This window comes from Thiospirochaeta perfilievii (assembly GCF_008329945.1).
GTDB classification, from domain to species: domain Bacteria; phylum Spirochaetota; class Spirochaetia; order DSM-2461; family DSM-2461; genus Thiospirochaeta; species Thiospirochaeta perfilievii.
This window is the reverse complement of sequence record NZ_CP035807.1, coordinates 1,651,283-1,671,418: the sequence shown is the minus strand read 5'-3', so window position 1 is coordinate 1,671,418 and position 20,136 is coordinate 1,651,283. Positions and strand designations below refer to the sequence as shown.

Below are 20,136 nucleotides of genomic sequence, written 5' to 3'. Positions count from 1 at the left end.
AAAAAAGGAAAAATAGGGGACTGTAAGTCAAAACTTTTACCTTTGGTTATTTTAATAATTACATGATATGATCCGGTCAGGCAGGGTTCAGCCTAACGGCTTCAACAAAGTTTTACTTCGTCAGAAATCTTCTGAAATAGGGTTTATAGACCCCTTATTTCAAAACTGGGGGCGCTACATAACAAACATTTGAACCAGTCCGATTCTTTGTCATGATTTTTGCTTTCAGCCATTCCAGGACTAATCGTCCCTCCATTCAAAAATCACGCCAACACTCCGTGACGAATCTGCAGGTTAAATGGACGTTATGTAGGCACTTTTGCGACTCAATGTTAAGTTGGGGTATAATCAGATTCTAACTAGTAAAAAATTGAGATTTTAAAACATATTAAAAAATAAAAAAAGGAAAAATAGGGGACTGTAAGTCTAAACTTTTACCTTTGGTTATTTTTATAATTACATGATATGATCCGGTCAGCCAGGGTTCAGCCTAAAGGCTTCAACAAAGTTTTACTCCGTCAGAAATCTTCTGAAATAGGGTCTATAGACCCCTTATTTCAAAACTGGGGGCGCTACATAACAAACATTTGAACCAGTCCGATTCTTTGTCATGATTTTTGCTTTCAGCCATTCCAGGACTAATCGTCCCTCCATTCAAAAATCACGCCAACACTCCGTGACGAATCGGCAGGTTAAATGGACGTTATATAGAATAAAAATTTATACAATTAGATTACAAATTGTGATATATTTAAATTATAATATTTAAGAATTAATATATTTAACTAAACTAGGAGTGCTTATGGGTACAGGAATGAAGATATTAACTACTGTAATCAAAGAAGTAGATAGAGCTAATAAAGCTGCTGAAAGAGATCGAATCAGAAGAGAAAAAGAACGTATTCGTAGAGCAAATGAACTAGAAAGAGAAAGAATTAAAGCAGAAAAAGATAATATAAGATTACAAAAACAATTAAATAGAGAAGAAATAAAAGCAGAAAAGGAAAGAATTAAACAGGCTATAGAAAATGAAAAAAAGGTATTTGAGGATCGTATCAATGAACGGAGAGATCTTAGACTTAAGTATTTAAACAAGAAACATTAGGAGATACAATGTCAATTTTGGAAAACATAAACTTATATATAACATTAACCATTTTATTACTTATATTGTAACCGTCAAATCTAAAGGCAGTAACAACTGATATTTAAATATTTAATATTTTAAAAAGGGAATAGCTCTCTAAGAAGGTAACATAATTTTATTAACTTCTATTGGATCACATTTCCATGGAGCTAATTCTTCTAATGAGGAGCCTTCTGGTAATAATGGAGCCTTATCATATAACCATTTTAAATATGCGTATGGATTTAAATCATTTAATTTTGCCGTTTCAATTAAAGAGTAGAAAAAACATAATGCATCCGCACCTTCAGGACTACCCGAAAATAAAAAATTTTTACGACCCATAACAAGTGGTTTTACCACTCTCTCCGCAGCGTTATTATCTGGAGTAAGCTCTGCACAATCAAGGTAATTTATCATTTTATCCCATTGGCCTAATGTATATTTTACAGCTTTCCCCAATTTACTTTCTGGTCTAATATTTATAGCCTTTTTATCAAGCCAGTCTTTTAGGTTATCAAGTAATGGTGTCGCTAACTTCTTTCTTTCTGCTACAAATTCTTCCGGTTTGAGGTTCTTATCTCTAAGTTGTTTTTCTACAACATATATCTTTTGAATTTTATTAATTACAACATTAGACTTATTTAGTTGCTTAGAAGCTTTATAGGCATCGTAAAGCTCTCTCCGACAATGTGCTAAACATGTTACATGTGTTATTTTGTCACTATTTTTAAAAACGGCATTGTAACCTGGGAAACCATCTGACTGACAAAACCCAGAAAAGCCTTCAGTAAAATCTTTAATATATTTTGAACTTCGAGATCTATTATATTCATAGAGAGCTATACTTGAGTCTTTAGGCCCACCACAGGTGACCCATATGTAAGAGTTACTAGAATCTAATTTACCAACTTCCCCATGAACTTTGAGGACTGTTTCATCCATTTGAAGATATGTACCAGTCTTTATGTGATCTTTCATAATATCATTAAGACCTTTTAATTTTCTATAAGCTTTTATAGTCCAGTTTGACATATTCTGTCTGCTTATCGGAATCCCATACCTCTCAAATCTTTTCTCTTGCCGATAAAATGGCAGGTAATCACAAAATTTATTTGTATGGATGTAAGCAAGAAGACCACCAGTCACTATACTTCCTGAAATCAATGATGGTGGTGCAGGAGCAACTCTAAAAGTTGGTTTATCTTCATCTCCTGAACCTTCACAATTCCTGCAGGCATATTTTGGTCTTATATGTTGTTCTACATAAGACTTTTCAGGAATAATCTGTACCCTTTCTGTTACTACTTCATCAATTTTAACCATCTGACATCCACAAGCACACTGTTTATCATCTTCTGATATATCGTGAATGATTTGTTTTCTAGGTAGGGATGGATCTATAGGTTTTCGACCTTTCTTTTTTCTATTATATGCTGGAATAGATATAACTTCAGGTTCATCCTCTTCTTCTATATCCAAGGCGGTTTGCTCAAACTCATCAAATAATTCAGATTGTAAAGGTGTAACCTTTTCACTAGATTTTCCAAATCTCTTTACTCTTTCGAGACGCAACTCTTCTTCTAGTATTTTAACCCTATTTTCAAGAGATTTATTTGAGTTTTCAAGAGACTCAATATATGTAGATATTTCTTCAGGGATTACCTGTTTTTTTATTCCGCCCATCGAGTAAATACTACAATTTTATAAAAGATTATAAAACCCTTTTAATTCATCTCTTTAAAATATATTTCTTTATGGGCTTTCCAAAAATCTATACCAGACAATAGAAGTTTTAATTGTTCTAAAGTTATCTCTTCTGCATCATCTGCCGTTTGTGGCCATGGGAACTTATCTTTCTCGAGTTTCTTTTGCCACATTGCAAAACCATTTTTATCCCAGTATATACATTTCAAGTTTTTTCTGTTTTTGCTACAAAACAAAAATAAACTTCCAGAACCAGAATCTAATTTCATTTCACTTTCAGCTAAAACTGATAACCCATTAATCTGAGATCTCATATCTGTTGATCCAGGGCGAACGAAGATTGATATTTTAGTTAGGTCTAAAAACATCAGTTAACTTCCATTAGTACAGCGATTATTTTACTAATTTTATCTGAATTTATAACTCCACAGATCTCAATCTTTGTATCATTAACAATAATTTTAATATCATGAGTTTTCTTAGAATTACTCGTTTTAGGTTTTATCTTAACCAAATTTGATTTTTCAGTATTTATAGAGAACATTTTAACCCAATAAATAAAAGTTGATGCTTTTAGGTTATTTTCTCTACTAAAAGCTGCAACTGACTGGCCTGATTTATTGAACTCTGATACTAATAATTTCCACTCTTCGTGGCTCTTTCGACTTTTCATATTATCCCTCGGACTTAAGGGTGTAATATTTTATTTATTTTTTTAAGGGCATACTAAATTGACGGTTACGAATATTTTTACATTTGAGAAGAATAATAACTTTTACGATATATCTATTCATCTCCAAAATTATAGAGCAATTTTACGCGATCTATTTTACTTGAAAAGCCGCCATAAATTATTAAAGAAAGAATTTGATAGATATCATAAAGAACTATTTAATTATCATGAATCATTAATTAAAACACATGCAGGAATTACTATAAAAAAAGATATTAAATTAACTTCAGTAGAAGACCCAAACATGAATGATATAAAACAAAAAATACATTATATAGAAGCTAAAATCCTTGTTTTAGATAATGATTTTTTATCTGGTTATCATATTCAAAATGATAAAAAAAATATGATTAATACATTTATTATTGAAATCGATGAGAGTATTCCTGTTGCGTTAGCTGGACAAAGTAATTTACAACACAAGAATAAAAAAGGAAGGAAATCATCATTCCCAGTTTATCTTTCAATATTTCCGAGTTCAAATAAAACAGTTTTCATTTACTCTCTAAAAAATAGATATAAAAATAAAATGGACGAGTTGATGTTATCAGTTAATCATCCATTAAAATATTTATCATTTATAGAATCATGGTTAATTTATGGATCTGATACATGGTTTATTAACGAATCATATTTAAACTCATTCTCAAAAATAAAAAAGAATAAAATTTTGAGTGATCTATATGACTTAAATAAATACCCAACTGATTGCTTAGAATATAGTTTATTTGATGAATTAAGGGTAAAACTTTTAAAATCAGAAAAAAATATAGATTCTAAATTATTTAAAATTGAAAATAGAAAGCTGAGCTACTTTACAGATTAAAATATAACCCTAAGGATTGATTCGACTATAAAGGCCAAACATCAGGTGATCTTCAGTTAAAAGAGACTCTTCTATGGTCTTTATCGTCGATTTCAATCCAATGTTCCTGTAAGCCAACGAAAGAGTATTCCATATAGGGTATTGATAAATAATCGCTACATTCTAAAGAGGATTTTATAACATAAAATACTCGAGATTATTTTTATACTCAACTTTAAGAACCCAAGAGAGAACGATTTCACATCAGAAAATCCATCTTTTTTGTTATTTCCCCAATTATTTAACTCCGTAAAAACATTAAAATATACCTCACTTGTGAAACATGGATAGTTCCTATTTTTGGAGATGTAATTTTTATATATTTTCATCCAGATGACCCCCTAATTCTTATATTATTTGGAAGTATAGAAAACATAAATTTCATCTCTTTACCACATGCTGAACAGGATATAAAAACCTTCTGAATAATGGGTTTTACGGGTTTATTAAGTACTGCAACTAAGCCATCGATAATTAATCTAATGTCCTTATACTCCATATTAAATGATGTATGCATAAAACCAAAATATCGAATTTTCATGAAACCTGAAGGTAATACATGAAGTAGATACCTTTTAATAAAATCTAAGACTTCCAAAGAAGTAGTAACAACTTGCCCAGTTTTTTTACTTCTAAACTTAAAATAGACTCTTCTATTTTGGACTTTAAGAATCCTGTAATCAGAAATAGCTACTTTAAAAACATATCTTGATAGGTATTTTATGGTGTTCCTTCCAGATCCAACAGATTGGATATTAACATTCCAACCACGTTCCCACACTACATGAGGTATTTGATGAAGTAATCCTTTATTCTTCATAAGAGTTTTAAATCTATCCTTACATAACTTTGATAACTGAAATATAGGTAGAAAAAAGTCCTTTGATGAACTTATCCAACTCTGTTTTTTTATATTCAAAGCACCACCTGGGACAACGTAATGGATATGAGGGTGATATTGGATCTGTCTCCCCCAAGTATGAAGTACACCAAAAAATCCTGTAGTAGCTCCACTCATTGTTCTACTTTTCTGTGTTGATTCCTTTATTGAATCAGATGATGCTTTAAAAAGTGCAGAGTAAGCCTCTTTCTGATTCTGAAGGAAAAAATCTCTTATTTCTTCAGGAACAGTGAAGGTTATCATGAAATAGTTCGTAGCTAGTTCTTTTGAAAGTTGTTTTGCATTCCATAGTTTTGTTTTATGATCCTGACAGGTAGGACAGTGTCTATTTCCACAGGATCTAAAACTGGTATGAATTTCTCCACAGCCTTCACATTTGTAAAAAGTAATACCATAAACATCAGTTCTACAATTGATTATGGCATCTATAACTTTCTTATGGTTAGTTGGAACCTTACCCTCATTTATCATAAGGTATTCCCAAGCATAAAGTGTAAAAATCTCTTTTATCGTAGCTCCCATATCAGAACCTATCCATTAAGTTATCAATAATTCCATAGGCATCACTGTTTCCTGCAGCTGTTAGATGAAGATACACCAGTGTTGAAAGAATAGTTGAGTGACCTAGATAAATTTGAATGTACCTTAGATTTACTCCAGAATCTAAAAGGTGTGTAGCGTAACAATGTCGCAGAGTATGGACTGAAACTCCTTTTTTATTGATATTGGCTTTTTTAACAGCATTTCTCATGGCATTTTGAGCACATCCTTTATTAACTGTATCATCAGCTAAATCATTTACAGGTGCACCCCTTTTATTAGTTTGGGTTCTAGGAAATATAAACCTAGGATGCCTATGTGTTTTCCAATACCTTTCTAAAAGTTTTAGTGTTGAATGTGGAAGAGGAACAAGTCTATCTTTTGCACCCTTTCCTCTATGGATATGAATTATCATTCTTCCACGATCAATATCGGAAACTTCAAGATTTAGAGCTTCACTCAAACGAAGACCGCAACTATAAACTAAAACTAAGTAGACATAATTATTAAAGGGTCTAGCACACCTTAGAATCCTGTCAACTTCTTCTTTTGTTAGAACTGTGGGTAGCTTATTTTCAGCAGCAAACTTCGCAATCCTAAATAGCTCCCAATTAACATTTAACATCATTTGATAGTAATACCTAATACCACAAAGAGCTGTATTTAGAGTTGCAGGAGCCCATTTTGAAGTGTTTTTTCTGTATAATAGGTATTCTTGAACTTCAAGTTCTGTTATTTTTTTAGGGTTTCTATCATAATGATCCTGAAGCTGTTTCACAGCTCTAGAGTAGACATCTACCGTTCTTGGACGTAAACCTGTTAACTCTAGTTTGTCAGTAAACTGCTTATACCATTTGTTATTTTTTTCCATTCTTATCTTCTTGGATTTAGGTAAGAAGGTTGATATACCAACTAACCTTTTTTTTGTGATAAGGAAATTTTAATACTTGGAGATTTGAATGGAGTTAATTTATTTTATACATATGTAGTTTTATGTTGAGAGCTGCCTGCAAGGCTTACTTGAACAAACTATTGGAACAGATTTTACTGTTTTCACACTATTTGCAGTAAAAGCAAATAATGCGCCAACACCTGCACTTCGTTCCGGCCGTAAAACAGGTTAAATGGGCGTTAAATATACGTTAAAAGTTGGCTATGATAAAATTAATACCTTATGATATAATTAAAATAAACTCATTTTATAGGAAAACTTTTGGAAAGACCTGATTTACAGAATAAACTTAATAAATTACAGGCAGAATTAGATAAAATAAATATAAAAAGAGATATATTACTACAAGAAATAAAAAATATTCAAAAGCAATTAAATATAACTAGAACATCTTTATCTACAATGGAAAAAGTAAAGCTTTTTCAATCACTATTCAGAGGAAGAACAGATGTTTACCCTAGAAGATTTGAAACCCAGCATGGTAAATCTGGTTATTCTCCCGTATGTACGAATCAATGGAAAAGTGGGTTATGCAATAAACCTAAAATAAAGTGTACCGAGTGTAATAATAGAAATTTTGAAATTTTCAGTGAAGAAACAATATACTATCATTTAAAAGGCCATAAGGCAGGAGAATCCCAGGATAAGGAATTTGTAGCTGGTATCTATCCCATATTACAAGATGATACATGCTATTTCCTAGCAATAGATTTTGATAAAAAAGAATGGGAAAATGATATAAAAGCAACAGTCCAAACATGTAGAGAAATTGGAATAGATTATGCACTTGAGAGGTCAAGATCAGGAAACGGTGCACACCTATGGATTTTTTTTGATGAGCCAATTCCTTGCGATGTAAGTAGAAAACTGGGAACACTAATTTTAACTAAAACAATGGAGAAATATCCAGAATTAGGTTTTAATTCATATGATAGGATGTTTCCCAATCAAGATAAACTTCCAAAGGGAGGTTTTGGGAATTTAATAGCATTACCTTTACAAAAGAAAGCAAGAAATCAAAATAATTCTTTATTTATTGATGACGATCTCAATCCATATAACGATCCTTGGGATTTTCTTCTAGCATGTAAAAAATATACAAAAACATATATTGAGAATGTACTTTCAAACTATCCTAATAATGTTATAAGTCTCCCATTGCCCATATTAGGTGAATTAGATGACTCTCCTTGGGAAAAGAATTTCGATCTTAAACAGCCTAAAATTAATATAAAAACACCAGGTATAATAGTTAAGATTACATTAAGAAATCAGTTGTTCATATCTAAAAAAGAGTTAATACCTCAATTGCAAAATCAAATTATTAGACTTGCATCTTTTCAAAATCCAGAATTTTACAAGAAACAAGCTATGAGACTATCTACATGGAATATTCCGAGAATAATAACATGTGCAGAAAATCATAAAGATTTCATAAGTATACCAAGAGGTTGTAGTGAAGATTTACTAAAACTACTTAATGATAATAATATTAATTATGATTTAGAAGATAAACTTCTTTCATATAAACCTATTGATATAATTTTTTTAGGAAAATTATACCCAAAACAGAAAAAAGCAGTAAAAGAAATCTTAAAATATGATTCAGGCATACTATCCGCCACTACTGCATTTGGAAAAACAATAGTAGCCCTTTATATTTTAGCTTCAAGAAAACAAAAGACTTTGATACTTGTACATAGAAAGCAGTTACAAGATCAATGGAAACAAAGAATTCATGATTTCCTAGGGACAGATGTTAATGTAGGTACAATAGGAGGTGGAAATAACAAACCTACTGGTATTATAGATATTGCATTACTACAAAGCCTAAATAAAAAAGGGAAAGTCGATCCATTAATCAAAAATTATGGACAATTAATTGTTGATGAGTGTCATCATATATCAGCCCCAAGTTTTGAAAGGATTGCAAAAAGCTTTACAGGAAAATATACTTTAGGGTTAACAGCAACTCTTAATAGAAAAGATGGGCAACAACCTATAATTACGATGAATTTAGGACCTGTTCGCTTCAAGGTAGATTCTAAGTCTGAAATATCAAAAAGTTCTTACATTCATAATGTTATTACTAGATATACTAATTTTAATCTTCCTGATTCTATTGAAAATAATGAAATGCTTAAATTTAACCAAATATGTAAAGAGTTAGTTTCAAATAACAAAAGAAATGAAATTATAATAAATGATGCCGTACATTTAATTAAAAATGGAGCTACACCCATAATTTTAACAGAAAGAAGAGAACATGTACTAATTTTACATGATTTGGCAATAAAAAATATCGGTAATGTTATAACACTCTTTGGAGGAATGGGTAAAAAGAAGCAAAAAAAGGCTTTAGATCAAATAAATAGTGAGGACAATAATTCACGATTGATAATTGCTACAGGTAAATATATTGGAGAAGGTTTTGATGATCCTAAATTAGATACATTATTATTAGCAATGCCAATCTCCTGGAAAGGAACTCTAACGCAGTATGCGGGGAGACTTCATAGGTCTCATCACAATAAGAAAGAAGTTCAAATTTATGACTATGTTGATCAAAATATACCAATGCTGAATAGAATGTACAATAAAAGAAAAGCTGGATATAAGCTGATTGGATATAATTTTAAAGATGTTAATTATGAAAATGATTTATTGAAGTAAATTTATATTATAGATTGTTGCGTTATTATTCATATATGGGTATATTTGTATTAGAGGTTAACTATGGGTATTCAAGAACTTACAGAAAAAATTAAAGAATCTTCTAAAAAAAGAACTCATACAGAGTGTGTTACACTTTTAAAAAATGCTCATATAATTGATTCTGAAGGCTATTACTCCTCAAGCTTTTTTTCTTCAGAAACTGTTGAGAAAGATAGAAAATTAAAGCATTCAATTAATGTATAATACTAAACCATCTTTTATATATGGATTTCATGGTATAGATAAAGATGTCGCTTTTGAAATACTTAATCAAAAAACAGAATTTAAACTGAGCTCAAATAAATATGATTGGTTAGGTAATGGTACATACTTTTGGGAAAATAATTATCCTAGAGCTAAACAGTATGCCATTGAAGATAGTAAAAGAAAAGATTCTAAAATAAAAGAACCATTTGTATTAGGTGCTCTTATTGATTTAGGAAACTGTTTAGATTTATTAGATCAGCAGTACCTAGATTTTATAAAGATGGCTTTCAATGATTTGAAGGATACACTTGTTATAGAAGGTAAAGAGTTACCTAAAAATTCTGGTTTCGGTAAAAATGACTTCGATTTTAAGAAAAGAGAGTTAGACTGTGCTGTTATAAGATGGGCTCATGAACTTGCAAAAAATGAAGGCGTATTTTTTGATACTGTTAGAGCTGCATTTTGGGAGGGAGAAGAACTTTACCCAAATGCTGGTTTTAAAAGTCAAAATCATATTCAGATCGCGGTTCTAAACCCAAACTGTATAAAAGGAATATTTTTACCACGAGATAAAGTTGAATTCCCAACCTCATAAATCTTAACTAATTTCATTAAGAACGATATTTAACCCTAAGGATTGATTCGACTATAAAGGCCAAACATCAGGTGATCTTCAGTTAAAAGAGACTCTTCTATGGTCTTTATCGTCGATTTCAATCCAATGTTCCTGTAAGCCAACGAAAGAGTATTCCATATAGGGTATTGATAAATAATCGCTACATTCTAAAGAGGATTTTATAACATAAAATACTCGAGATTATTTTTATACTCAACTTTAAGAACCCAAGAGAGAACGATTTCACATCAGAAAATCCATCTTTTTTGTTATTTCCCCAATTATTTAACTCCGTAAAAACATTAAAATATACCTCACTTGTGAAACATGGATAGTTCCTATTTTTGGAGATGTAATTTTTATATATTTTCATCCAGATGACCCCCTAATTCTTATATTATTTGGAAGTATAGAAAACATAAATTTCATCTCTTTACCACATGCTGAACAGGATATAAAAACCTTCTGAATAATGGGTTTTACGGGTTTATTAAGTACTGCAACTAAGCCATCGATAATTAATCTAATGTCCTTATACTCCATATTAAATGATGTATGCATAAAACCAAAATATCGAATTTTCATGAAACCTGAAGGTAATACATGAAGTAGATACCTTTTAATAAAATCTAAGACTTCCAAAGAAGTAGTAACAACTTGCCCAGTTTTTTTACTTCTAAACTTAAAATAGACTCTTCTATTTTGGACTTTAAGAATCCTGTAATCAGAAATAGCTACTTTAAAAACATATCTTGATAGGTATTTTATGGTGTTCCTTCCAGATCCAACAGATTGGATATTAACATTCCAACCACGTTCCCACACTACATGAGGTATTTGATGAAGTAATCCTTTATTCTTCATAAGAGTTTTAAATCTATCCTTACATAACTTTGATAACTGAAATATAGGTAGAAAAAAGTCCTTTGATGAACTTATCCAACTCTGTTTTTTTATATTCAAAGCACCACCTGGGACAAAGAAATGGTGCTAAAGGTTATTAATTATCTCAATTCAGGATTTAATCTCAGGTTCGGATAATAAATTTTATATTATTCAATTTATGAAGGTAATTCTAATTGATAAATAGTATTCTTAATAGTACTATTAAGTAGAGGTGTAAAAATGTTGAATAGTATCACAGCTAATGATCTTAAGGTTAAAGGTGTATCTATCTTAGATCAAATAACTTCAGAACAAAATGAAGCAGTTATAACCGTTAGAGGTAAAAGTAAATATGTTGTTTTACCCATGGATGAATATAATCATTTAAGAGAATGTGAATTGGAAGCAGCATTAATTGAATCACAGAATGATATCAAAAATAATAATTTTAAAACTGGTACAATAGATGAACATTTAAGAAGAATTGAAAATGCCTAAACTAATATTTACCAATAGTTACGAAAAGAGGGCAAAGAAATTCTTAAAAAAACATCCAGAAATGAAATCTCAATATAAGAAAACTTTACAGATATTAGAAATAAATCCTAGTCATCCATCTCTAAAACTTCATCAGCTACAAGGGAATCTATCTGATTTACATAGTGTTTCAATAAATATAAGTTATAGAATTACTCTTGAACTGTTAATAACAGATGATGCAATAACGCTAGTCAACGTAGGAACACATAACGAGGTATATGGTAAATAATGAAGAACTTGGAAATAAAAAATGATAAGACTATTGTCTGCTACTGTAATAATATAAACAAAGGAAAATTAATAAAGGGAATATCAGTCTAGAACAAATACGTATCGGTATATGTCAACATAGTTGAAGGGTTATCTTTAATTTTCTTAAACTGCAACCTTAATTTTTTTATTCATAGTAATCCTAGTATCAGCTGTAGGATTTAAATATACCACATGTCTAATTGGTAATTGCTTTACATTATTACTCCATCTGCTTGGGTTTTTATCCTTGGCTTGTAACATTACGTTGTTTCTATTTTTTGCTATGCTTATATATTTTCCACTTCTCATTTCATGTGGTGTTATAAAATTTATTCCTGAATGTCTATGAGACGTATTGTAGCCATCTACAAAATTTACCCTTCCTTTATAAGAGAAAACTTTCAAATAAACCCATCTACCTAAAGTAAATTAATCTTTTGGCTAGAATAGAGTAACCAAAAGAATCTAGAAAAAAATAGGATGATTTAATATAAAAAAATAAATAGGAGAAAGTTATGTTAAAAAATGTATTATTATTATTTGTAAGTTTTATTTTTATTTTTTCGTGCGAAATAGGTGATAATCCTGTGGAGGATAATAGTTTATCCACAACCACTGAAAACGATACCCAAACTGAAAACGGGGAATCAGATGAAGAGAACCAAGAGAGTACAACAACATTGCCTACAATAACAAAAGTAGGAACTATAACCTCAGATGAAACATGGGAAGAAGGTAATATCTATATTATTTCACGTGACCTAGATGTAGAAGCAATTCTAACCATCGAACCAGGTGTAATCATTAAAATTGGTAGGGATGTTACATTTAGAACTTCAGAAACGGGTAAAATTATAGCAGATGGAACTTCAGATAAACGGATAACATTTACTTCTACATATAGTGATTTAGGTGGGGATACAGATGGTCACTCATATGATCAATACAAGGGAGTTTGGGAAGACATAAGTATCGATACAACGGATAACCTATTTAATTACTGTACATTTGAATATGCAGATGAAGCTATAAAGCAATCATCCAATAGTGATCCTTATAAGATAACAATTACTAACTCTATTTTTAGAGAAAATAACACAGGGATCTCGATAAAATATAATACTTCAACGGAATCAGTAGTAGACAATAATAGGCTATATAGTAATACATACCCTATGATGTTAGATGGAACATTTGATATAGGGAATACAAATACATTTACAAAAGAAGATGGTATTACCACAAATCAATACCAGCGAATATCACTCTACTCATTTGGTACTATTACAATAGACAGAAGTGTAAGCTTCTCCGAAACCGAAGTGCCATATTACACAATAGCTCCTACAGAAATTAACAATAATGCAATATTAACAATAGCTAATGGAGCTAAATTTGTTGTTGGGTCAGGCACTACTATATATATAGAGACGGGATCTGATCTAATAATAACAGATGGTGGAGCTATTACGATAAGTATGGATACAAATTATGATGGGACCTCTGTAATAGACTCTTCTTACTATTGGAAAGGGATTAAAAATGGTACAAGCTCATCATCTCCTTACCGAGAAAATGTAACGGGTGCATACTACTCAGAAAACTCATCTATATAGTTTTTTATCGGTATCTTCAGGGATATAAAAAAACCAGCATCAACAGTACTATTAAATACAATAGTACTGTTACTGTTTTTTGCTCTCTGCTTCATATTATTCATTCCGGTTCCAGGAGTTATAGATTTACAACCGATACCATTATCAATTATGTTGAAAAGATAAAAATCATCCAACTTTGTTAATATAATAGTTATTTCATCAGCTTTTGAATACTTTAAAATATTGGTAAAAGCCTCCCTCAATATTTTATATAAAAGTTGATATAATTGGTTACTATTATATTGTTCCATATGTTTAGTAACCTTTAAACCGTGATCTTCAATCTCCCAAAGTAATTTCTGAAACTCTTTTTTCCAGCTATTTTTGATATTTACAATTAAAGATTTTTTTAGTTTTCGAACTCCCTCATCTGATAGAGATAATATCTGTTGCATATGTTTTTTATATTTTTCACCACTTAGATTCTTAATACGAGCAATCTCTAAAAGTGAAATAATAGAACTAACAGAGTATCCTAAAATATCATGTATTTCTCCAGAGAGCCTTAATCGTTCTTTAAAAATTAATCCCTTTAGTTTCTCTTCTCTCTCTTTCTCTATCACTTCTAAGGCTAACTTTTTTTTAGAAATAATAGAGTGTAACTCATTCTGTTTGTTAATAATGTCCTCAATTGAGACAACTCTTTTTATAATGATATCTTCTTTTTCTAATCTATATTTTTTTACAATGGACAATTTGTTTTCGGCAATATCATCCCGACCATACTTACAATTATTTAACTCGATACTTCCTGGTAGAGAGTTTAATGACTTTGCTAAAGCTTGGGGTATAAAATCAAAAAAATCATGTTTGAAGGCAGCAAATCCCAGAATAATTAGTGATATATTATATGCTATAGGGGTTATATCATACATGGGATTATACACGTCTAATATATAATTCATATTAACTATAAGAGGTATAGATGCTCCAATAATTAACGAAATAGACTTCTTAAACTCTTTTCTTTCCCTTATTCCAACTACAAATAAGTTAATAATTCCAATTAATGAAAATATATAGGTGATGATAAAATGAATATAAAACAACGAACCAAACCTATCTGTTGCAAATGTATATTTTTTATAGAATTGATAGTGTATAGGGTTTGTAACTAATACTATAAAAAATAAGATTGCAGGGATATAAAACAGATACCATTTTTTTATTCCACGACCTAATATTGATCGGGAAAAAATAAAAAGAGATGCTCCTAAAGGTAATATTCCAATATAGTAAAATACATTACTCCACCATCTCAAAGGTAGTGTGGGGGCCACTGTTTTAGATATTTTACCAATTAACCAGATAATAATTAAAGAATGAAAGAGTATAAAACTCCTCTTAATATCCCCATCTTTAGCTCTAATAAGAACTAAAACTAAAAAAGCTATAGCTAATAGTAGAGAGAGTAGATGTACAGGAATTAATGCAAATATAAATAGACGTTCATAGGGAGGTAGATCTAACAATTTAAAAGACCATTTTTAACAGCATAAATAACAATCTGTGTCCTATCGTTTAGGTTTGTCTTGGATAAAATTGATCCCACCCTATTTTTAATTGTAGCTAATGAAAGACCTAATTCATCTGCTATCTCTAAGTTTTTTAGACCTTGACATATTAGTTTAATAACTTCTATTTCGCTATTAGAAAAATCTTCTACAACAATATCATTATCACCTTTTAAAGGAGAAACTAGGTTTAATAGTGGGGTTAATGCTCCATATTTAAATATAGTTATACCAAAACTAATCGTTTTTAGAGCAGAGATCAGAGCTTCTGGTTCTATATCCTTTAGTAGGTATCCGTTAGCACCAACCTCAATAGCCTCTAAAATATCAGTTTCAGATTCATACAGTGTTAATATTAGAATTTTAATATGTGGATAGAGTTTTTTTATCTGTTTAGTAGCCTCGATTCCATTTAGTTTTGGCATTTTAACATCCATAATTATTATATCGATATCTAATCTATCGCATATTTCAATTGCTTGCTCACCATTTGAAACTGTCCCAATAACACTAAAATCTTTATTTCCCTCTAGATATACTTTTAAACTATCCCTCAATAGTGTTTGGTCTTCTGCTATAACAATATTCATTATTCCTCTCCCCTAAATAATCTCCAATTTTTAACAATTTCACGTATTTCTGATAAAAGAGATCTACTACTTCTTAAAATCCCTTCATAACTAACTGGTGGTACATTTGATATTTGTAATAGATCAGAGTGTAGATTGTTAAGACCTCTATTAATAAGATCTTCAATATATCCATATACTTGCTCTTTCTCTTTAGTAAGTCCCGATCTTTCCCTCTCTTTTGATAACTCCTCCAACCTTATACTCAAATCTTCAAGCTCTTTAATATTATTATTTAACTCATCCCTTAGTTTAATTTCCTTAGATACATTAATCCCAGTTAGTATAATAGAGTTTTTATTAAAACTACTGTTTATCTGATAGTGATCACGACCATTAAAGATTACAAGATCAATAGTTTTTTTATATTTTAATAGGTCCAAAATTTCTTTGGAATTATTAAATATTTTCTCACTAATATCTGAAAGATTTAGAGTTTTCAGACCAAATATATCCTTCATTTTGTTGTTTATTAGAATAACACTATCTTTAGTAGATATAAGGACTCCCTCATCTAAACTATTTAAAATTCTCTGTGCACCTAACTCTGATACAATAACAGCTCTATCACTTTTTAGATTCAGGTAGATCAAAACTAATGGCAATATTAAAGAGTATATTGTTCCATAATGATGAAAAAACGAGAGGGAAAAAGGTAGTATATATGAGATAAAAATCAATCTCTTTTTTTTCCATATATTTAACAGTAAGGATATTATTAATAATAACTTAAAAATTATAATAGTATAGCTATTAATAATGTTCGAGTTGGATACTTCAATAATAACAAGGGTAAAAAGTTGCATAACAGAAGGAACACATATTAATAAAAAATCTCTTTTATTATCTGAAAAGTAAAAGTTAAAACTACAAAAAAAACTTAATAAAACTAGTAGTGTTGTTAAAAACATTACGGAGAAATACTGATAAAACGTAAGATGAGGCATTAAGTCTGGGATCACATCTCTTTATAATATTTTATAATATATTTTACCACTATTTTAATTATGGCGGGAAGCGTAGAATGCTCTATCTTTATAGAATATATTAGAACCTGTTCACTTATTGAATCCTATACCCACTCTAAAGAAATTAATTCGATAACTCAAATAACTGGAATTATGAGGATATTAAATTTAAACATATTCTCCTTCCTGTTTGGATAAGTATTAACTTGTAAAAATATTTTTCTTGACAATTAAATAGTTTTTTAGATAATATGAGCTTAATTTTCAGGGTAGGGTGAGCGAAAGCAATTCCCAACTGGTGGTTATAGTCCACGACTCCGTTTGTTTACATTCGGACTGACTTGGTGAAATTCCAAGACCAACGGTATAGTCCGGATGGAAGAAAATAGCTAAAAACTAAATTTATCTTTTTTTTGTCACGCCCTTATAATTTAGGAGATCCTATTTGGATAAATATTTTATGAAAAGGGCGTTAGATATCGCCCTAGGTGGAAAAGGTAGGGTAGCGCCAAACCCTCTTGTTGGTGCACTTATTGTAAAAAATAAAAAAATTATTAGTCAGGGGTACCATGAAAAACATGGTGGAAAACACGCCGAGATTAATGCAATTGACTCCTGTTCTGTACCCCTTAATGGTGCAACTCTTTATTGTAATCTAGAACCATGCTCTTCTCTTTATTTAGGAAAAAAAAATCCCCCATGTTGCGACAGAATAATTTCCAGTGGGATATCTAGGGTTGTTATAGGTCAGATCGATCCAAACCCCATGGTTTCAGGAAAGGGGGTAGCTCGGCTTAAAGAAGCAGGGATAGATGTTATTGTTGGAGTTCTGGAAAAAGAGGCCTTAGAGATTAATATGGGGTATAACTCTTTAATGGAGAAGGGAAGGCCCTATGTCCACCTTAAATGGGCCCAAACATTAGATGGGAAAATTGCAGCAAATAGTGGTAAGTCTAAGTGGATAAGTAGCCAGACTTGTAGGGCTAATACCCATTATCTAAGATCTAAATACGATGGAATCCTGGTTGGAAGAACTACATACGAGTTGGATAATCCAGTTTTAAATACCCGGTATGGTTATACTCCATCTCCTAGGCCTATAGTTATAGACCCTCTTCTTAAATTATCTCCTAAGTTAAATGTATTTAAAAGGAATCCAGTAATATTTTGTTCCCAGGATACTTTAGAAGTGGATAGGAAAGATAGAAAAGGAGAGTATATTCTTCTTCCTGGAAGGAAGTTCCAACTAAATCAGATTCTTACTTCTTTAAAAGAGTTAGGTATAAACTCTCTTTTTGTTGAGGGAGGGAGGGAGCTTTTAACCCAATTTATTAGAGATGAGATCTGGGACAGGATTACTATTTATATTGCTCCTAAAATATTAGGGGATGGGATGTCACCTATTGGTGATCTAAATATTGAAACCCCTTCAAAGGCTATTAATTTTAAACATATAGATATGGATATTATTGAGAATCACACTGTTTTTAATGGGTATAGGGAGGAGTTAGTCCTATGTTTACCGGAATAATTGAGGAGATTGGTTTAGTTAAAAGTATTAAACATGGTTATAGAAGTAGGGTAGTTGTTATTGAGTGTCAAACAGTATTAGAGAACACTGTTTTAGGTGATTCAATTGCAATAAATGGTGTTTGCCAAACAGTAACATCATTAAATAAATCTAGTTTTATAGTTGATGTTCTTGAGCAAACTCTTCTTAAAACAAATCTTAATCTATTAAAAAAAGGGGATAGTGTTAACCTAGAGAGGGCTATAACCCTTAATAGGCCATTTGGTGGTCATTTTGTTCAAGGACATATTCAGGGAGTCGGTACTATTTCATCAATAAAAAAACAAAAAGATAATATGTACTTAAGGATAAAACTCCCTAAAGATATTAGAGATAACATAATAAAAGAGGGTTCTATAACTGTCGATGGGTTAAGCCTTACTGTGGCAGATATTATTAAAGATGAGATAGTAATTAATATTATACCCCACACAAAAACAGAGTCTACTGTGGGAAGTTTTAGGGTTGGACGAGTTGTTAATATTGAGCCGGATATGCTTGTTAAGTCTGTAATTAAAAATGAGGTTCAAGGTTTAACAAAAGAGAAGTTAATAAGTTGGGGGTTTTAAAGTGGATAGGTTTAAAGAAGTTATAGAAATCTTAGAAGATTTTAAAAAAGGTAATATGATTATTGTTACAGACAACGAAGACAGGGAGAATGAGGGTGACCTGGTTATGGCTGGGGAGTTAATCACTCCGGATGATATAACCTTTATGGCTACTAAGGCTAGAGGGTTAATATGTGCTCCTATAAGTTTGGAATACTCTAAACGCCTTGGTCTTAAAAGAATGAGTAATCAAGAGGATAAACAGGGTACTGCATTTACTGTCTCTTGCGATGTTAAAGAGGGAACAACAACTGGAATCTCCTCAAGTGATAGGGCAAAAACCATTAAAGCTTTAAGTAACCCTGAATCAAAAAAAGAAGATTTTCATCATCCTGGGCATATATTCCCATTAATAGCCAAAAAGCAGGGAGTTTTAGAGCGGGAAGGGCATACAGAGGCAGCAATTGATCTTTGTCTTCTCTCTGGATTAAAACCCTGTGGCGTAATATGTGAAATTATAAATGATGACGGAACTATGGCAAGGGGAAATGATCTTGATGAGTTTGAGCTAAAATATAATTTAAAGAGATTAACAATTAAAGAATTAAAAGAGTATAAGAGGTTTCTCTATGAAAAAAAGCCTATTCTTATCCCTACTAAGTATGGCTCCTTCTATTTAGAGAGTTTAGATAATAAAAAAAATGAATCTATGCCCCACCTATTAATCTATCAAGATAAGATGGAAAACCCACTAAACCTTAGAATCCACTCCGAGTGTTTAACAGGGGATCTTTTAGGTTCTAAAAGGTGTGATTGTGGAGATCAGTTAGATCTCTCTTTAAAGTATATTGGAGAGAGAGGGGGAGCTATTATTTACCTACGACAAGAGGGGCGAGGGATTGGTCTTATAAATAAATTAAGGGCCTATAACCTACAGGATAAAGGGTTAGATACCTTAGATGCCAACTTAGTACTTGGTTTTAAGGAGGATGAGAGGGAGTACTCTATGGTCTCATCACTTTTAAAAGAGAGAGGTATTTTAGAGGTTAATCTACTGACAAATAACCCTCTAAAGGTAACAGGTTTAGAAGATACAGGAATCAATGTTGTTAGTAGAATCCCTATAGAGGGAGAGACCTGTATTAGTAATAAAAGATATTTAGAAACAAAAAAAGATAGAATGGGACACCTTCTATCAAATAGGGGATAA

At 31.0% G+C, this 20,136-nt stretch carries 20 protein-coding genes, 1 pseudogene and 1 riboswitch; of the genes and pseudogenes, 11 read left to right on the top strand and 10 right to left on the bottom strand.

Annotation, left to right across the window (positions count from 1 at the left end; all coding sequences use genetic code 11):
* Window positions 1-802 precede the first annotated feature (802 nt).
* On the top strand, window positions 803-1,105 hold the full coding sequence (locus EW093_RS07560; protein WP_149567808.1) for a hypothetical protein: 303 nt from the start codon (window positions 803-805) through the stop codon (window positions 1,103-1,105).
* Window positions 1,106-1,243: 138 nt separating this feature from the next.
* Here EW093_RS07560 and tnpC read toward each other — a convergent pair whose 3' ends face one another.
* From tnpC to tnpA, 3 genes are read right to left on the bottom strand one after another with little or no spacing between them, the layout of a single operon-like run.
* Window positions 1,244-2,812: an IS66 family transposase gene (gene tnpC, locus EW093_RS07555; RefSeq protein WP_149566823.1), complete on the bottom strand. Its 1,569-nt coding sequence runs from the start codon at window positions 2,810-2,812 to the stop codon at window positions 1,244-1,246.
* 41 nt (window positions 2,813-2,853) lie between these two features.
* The gene (tnpB, locus tag EW093_RS07550) at window positions 2,854-3,201 is read right to left on the bottom strand and encodes an IS66 family insertion sequence element accessory protein TnpB (protein ID WP_149566822.1); all 348 of its coding nucleotides are present in this window, start codon (window positions 3,199-3,201) and stop codon (window positions 2,854-2,856) included.
* Window positions 3,201-3,506 carry an IS66 family insertion sequence element accessory protein TnpA gene (gene tnpA, locus EW093_RS07545; protein ID WP_149566821.1) on the bottom strand — a complete coding sequence of 102 codons (306 nt, stop codon included), beginning with the start codon at window positions 3,504-3,506 and terminating at the stop codon, window positions 3,201-3,203. Before tnpA ends, tnpB begins: the two co-directional genes overlap by 1 nt.
* 58 nt (window positions 3,507-3,564) lie before the next feature.
* On the opposite strand from tnpA, the gene EW093_RS07540 reads away from it, so the two are divergent.
* Complete coding sequence (locus EW093_RS07540) at window positions 3,565-4,392, top strand: hypothetical protein (protein WP_149567807.1); 828 nt, start codon at window positions 3,565-3,567, stop codon at window positions 4,390-4,392.
* Between the two features lie 364 nt (window positions 4,393-4,756).
* On the opposite strand, the gene EW093_RS07535 is transcribed toward EW093_RS07540, so the two are convergent.
* Window positions 4,757-5,854 carry an IS91 family transposase gene (locus tag EW093_RS07535; protein WP_149567806.1) on the bottom strand — a complete coding sequence of 366 codons (1,098 nt, stop codon included), beginning with the start codon at window positions 5,852-5,854 and terminating at the stop codon, window positions 4,757-4,759.
* Window position 5,855: 1 nt separating this feature from the next.
* The gene (locus EW093_RS07530) at window positions 5,856-6,743 is read right to left on the bottom strand and encodes a site-specific integrase (protein ID WP_149567805.1); all 888 of its coding nucleotides are present in this window, start codon (window positions 6,741-6,743) and stop codon (window positions 5,856-5,858) included.
* A 342-nt stretch (window positions 6,744-7,085) separates the two neighbouring features.
* Here EW093_RS07530 and EW093_RS07525 point away from each other — a divergent pair, with 342 nt between their 5' ends.
* From EW093_RS07525 to EW093_RS07515, 3 genes are all read left to right on the top strand, one after another.
* Entirely contained in the window at window positions 7,086-9,497 is a 2,412-nt protein-coding gene (locus EW093_RS07525; RefSeq protein ID WP_149567804.1) for a TOTE conflict system archaeo-eukaryotic primase domain-containing protein, read from the top strand.
* A gap of 63 nt (window positions 9,498-9,560) precedes the next feature.
* The gene (locus tag EW093_RS07520; RefSeq protein WP_149567803.1) at window positions 9,561-9,743 is read left to right on the top strand and encodes a hypothetical protein; all 183 of its coding nucleotides are present in this window, start codon (window positions 9,561-9,563) and stop codon (window positions 9,741-9,743) included.
* The gene (locus EW093_RS07515; protein ID WP_149567802.1) at window positions 9,736-10,341 is read left to right on the top strand and encodes a hypothetical protein; all 606 of its coding nucleotides are present in this window, start codon (window positions 9,736-9,738) and stop codon (window positions 10,339-10,341) included. The genes EW093_RS07520 and EW093_RS07515 overlap by 8 nt, the downstream gene beginning before the upstream one ends.
* A 390-nt stretch (window positions 10,342-10,731) precedes the next feature.
* On the opposite strand, the pseudogene EW093_RS07510 reads toward EW093_RS07515, so the two are convergent.
* A pseudogene (locus EW093_RS07510) lies at window positions 10,732-11,349 on the bottom strand (IS91 family transposase); the annotation flags it as partial.
* Between the two features lie 138 nt (window positions 11,350-11,487).
* On the opposite strand from EW093_RS07510, the gene EW093_RS07505 reads away from it, so the two are divergent.
* A complete protein-coding gene (locus tag EW093_RS07505; protein WP_149567800.1) occupies window positions 11,488-11,745 on the top strand; it encodes a type II toxin-antitoxin system Phd/YefM family antitoxin in 258 nt (85 codons plus the stop codon).
* Complete coding sequence (locus tag EW093_RS07500) at window positions 11,738-12,016, top strand: type II toxin-antitoxin system RelE/ParE family toxin (protein ID WP_149567799.1); 279 nt, start codon at window positions 11,738-11,740, stop codon at window positions 12,014-12,016. Before EW093_RS07505 ends, EW093_RS07500 begins: the two co-directional genes overlap by 8 nt.
* A 146-nt stretch (window positions 12,017-12,162) precedes the next feature.
* Here EW093_RS07500 and EW093_RS07495 read toward each other — a convergent pair whose 3' ends face one another.
* Window positions 12,163-12,444 carry a hypothetical protein gene (locus EW093_RS07495; RefSeq protein WP_149567798.1) on the bottom strand — a complete coding sequence of 94 codons (282 nt, stop codon included), beginning with the start codon at window positions 12,442-12,444 and terminating at the stop codon, window positions 12,163-12,165.
* A gap of 110 nt (window positions 12,445-12,554) precedes the next feature.
* Between EW093_RS07495 and EW093_RS07490 the strand changes: the two genes are divergently transcribed.
* Window positions 12,555-13,655, top strand: coding sequence for a hypothetical protein (locus tag EW093_RS07490; protein WP_149567797.1), 1,101 nt, complete (start codon window positions 12,555-12,557; stop codon window positions 13,653-13,655).
* Here the strand turns inward: EW093_RS07490 and EW093_RS07485 are convergent.
* From EW093_RS07485 to EW093_RS07475, 3 genes are read right to left on the bottom strand one after another with little or no spacing between them, the layout of a single operon-like run.
* The gene (locus EW093_RS07485) at window positions 13,631-15,169 is read right to left on the bottom strand and encodes a sensor histidine kinase (RefSeq protein ID WP_149567796.1); all 1,539 of its coding nucleotides are present in this window, start codon (window positions 15,167-15,169) and stop codon (window positions 13,631-13,633) included. The two genes, EW093_RS07490 and EW093_RS07485, sit on opposite strands and share 25 nt — an antisense overlap.
* Entirely contained in the window at window positions 15,163-15,801 is a 639-nt protein-coding gene (locus tag EW093_RS07480; protein ID WP_149567795.1) for a response regulator transcription factor, read from the bottom strand. Before EW093_RS07480 ends, EW093_RS07485 begins: the two co-directional genes overlap by 7 nt.
* Window positions 15,801-16,751: a transcriptional regulator gene (locus EW093_RS07475; protein WP_149567794.1), complete on the bottom strand. Its 951-nt coding sequence runs from the start codon at window positions 16,749-16,751 to the stop codon at window positions 15,801-15,803. Before EW093_RS07475 ends, EW093_RS07480 begins: the two co-directional genes overlap by 1 nt.
* A 313-nt stretch (window positions 16,752-17,064) precedes the next feature.
* Window positions 17,065-17,199: riboswitch (FMN riboswitch) on the top strand.
* A 54-nt stretch (window positions 17,200-17,253) separates the two neighbouring features.
* Here EW093_RS07475 and ribD point away from each other — a divergent pair.
* Genes ribD through ribB form a run of 3 tightly spaced genes read left to right on the top strand, consistent with a single transcriptional unit; the run spans window position 17,254 to window position 20,136 of the window.
* Window positions 17,254-18,339 carry a bifunctional diaminohydroxyphosphoribosylaminopyrimidine deaminase/5-amino-6-(5-phosphoribosylamino)uracil reductase RibD gene (gene ribD / locus EW093_RS07470; protein ID WP_149567793.1) on the top strand — a complete coding sequence of 362 codons (1,086 nt, stop codon included), beginning with the start codon at window positions 17,254-17,256 and terminating at the stop codon, window positions 18,337-18,339.
* Window positions 18,324-18,947, top strand: a complete 624-nt coding sequence (locus EW093_RS07465) for a riboflavin synthase (protein WP_149567792.1) — start codon at window positions 18,324-18,326, stop codon at window positions 18,945-18,947. The genes ribD and EW093_RS07465 overlap by 16 nt, the downstream gene beginning before the upstream one ends.
* A 1-nt stretch (window position 18,948) precedes the next feature.
* The gene (gene ribB / locus EW093_RS07460) at window positions 18,949-20,136 is read left to right on the top strand and encodes a 3,4-dihydroxy-2-butanone-4-phosphate synthase (protein WP_149567791.1); all 1,188 of its coding nucleotides are present in this window, start codon (window positions 18,949-18,951) and stop codon (window positions 20,134-20,136) included.

Coding starts and splice junctions, on each gene's coding strand:
- EW093_RS07560 (WP_149567808.1), top strand. CDS start 803: ATGGGTACAGGAATGAAGATATTAACTACTGTAATCAAAGAAGTAGAT.
- tnpC (WP_149566823.1), bottom strand. CDS start 2,812: ATGGGCGGAATAAAAAAACAGGTAATCCCTGAAGAAATATCTACATAT.
- tnpB (WP_149566822.1), bottom strand. CDS start 3,201: ATGTTTTTAGACCTAACTAAAATATCAATCTTCGTTCGCCCTGGATCA.
- tnpA (WP_149566821.1), bottom strand. CDS start 3,506: ATGAAAAGTCGAAAGAGCCACGAAGAGTGGAAATTATTAGTATCAGAG.
- EW093_RS07535 (WP_149567806.1), bottom strand. CDS start 5,854: ATGGGAGCTACGATAAAAGAGATTTTTACACTTTATGCTTGGGAATAC.
- EW093_RS07530 (WP_149567805.1), bottom strand. CDS start 6,743: ATGGAAAAAAATAACAAATGGTATAAGCAGTTTACTGACAAACTAGAG.
- EW093_RS07520 (WP_149567803.1), top strand. CDS start 9,561: ATGGGTATTCAAGAACTTACAGAAAAAATTAAAGAATCTTCTAAAAAA.
- EW093_RS07515 (WP_149567802.1), top strand. CDS start 9,736: ATGTATAATACTAAACCATCTTTTATATATGGATTTCATGGTATAGAT.
- EW093_RS07505 (WP_149567800.1), top strand. CDS start 11,488: ATGTTGAATAGTATCACAGCTAATGATCTTAAGGTTAAAGGTGTATCT.
- EW093_RS07500 (WP_149567799.1), top strand. CDS start 11,738: ATGCCTAAACTAATATTTACCAATAGTTACGAAAAGAGGGCAAAGAAA.
- EW093_RS07490 (WP_149567797.1), top strand. CDS start 12,555: ATGTTAAAAAATGTATTATTATTATTTGTAAGTTTTATTTTTATTTTT.
- EW093_RS07480 (WP_149567795.1), bottom strand. CDS start 15,801: ATGAATATTGTTATAGCAGAAGACCAAACACTATTGAGGGATAGTTTA.
- EW093_RS07475 (WP_149567794.1), bottom strand. CDS start 16,751: ATGTTTTTAACAACACTACTAGTTTTATTAAGTTTTTTTTGTAGTTTT.
- EW093_RS07465 (WP_149567792.1), top strand. CDS start 18,324: ATGTTTACCGGAATAATTGAGGAGATTGGTTTAGTTAAAAGTATTAAA.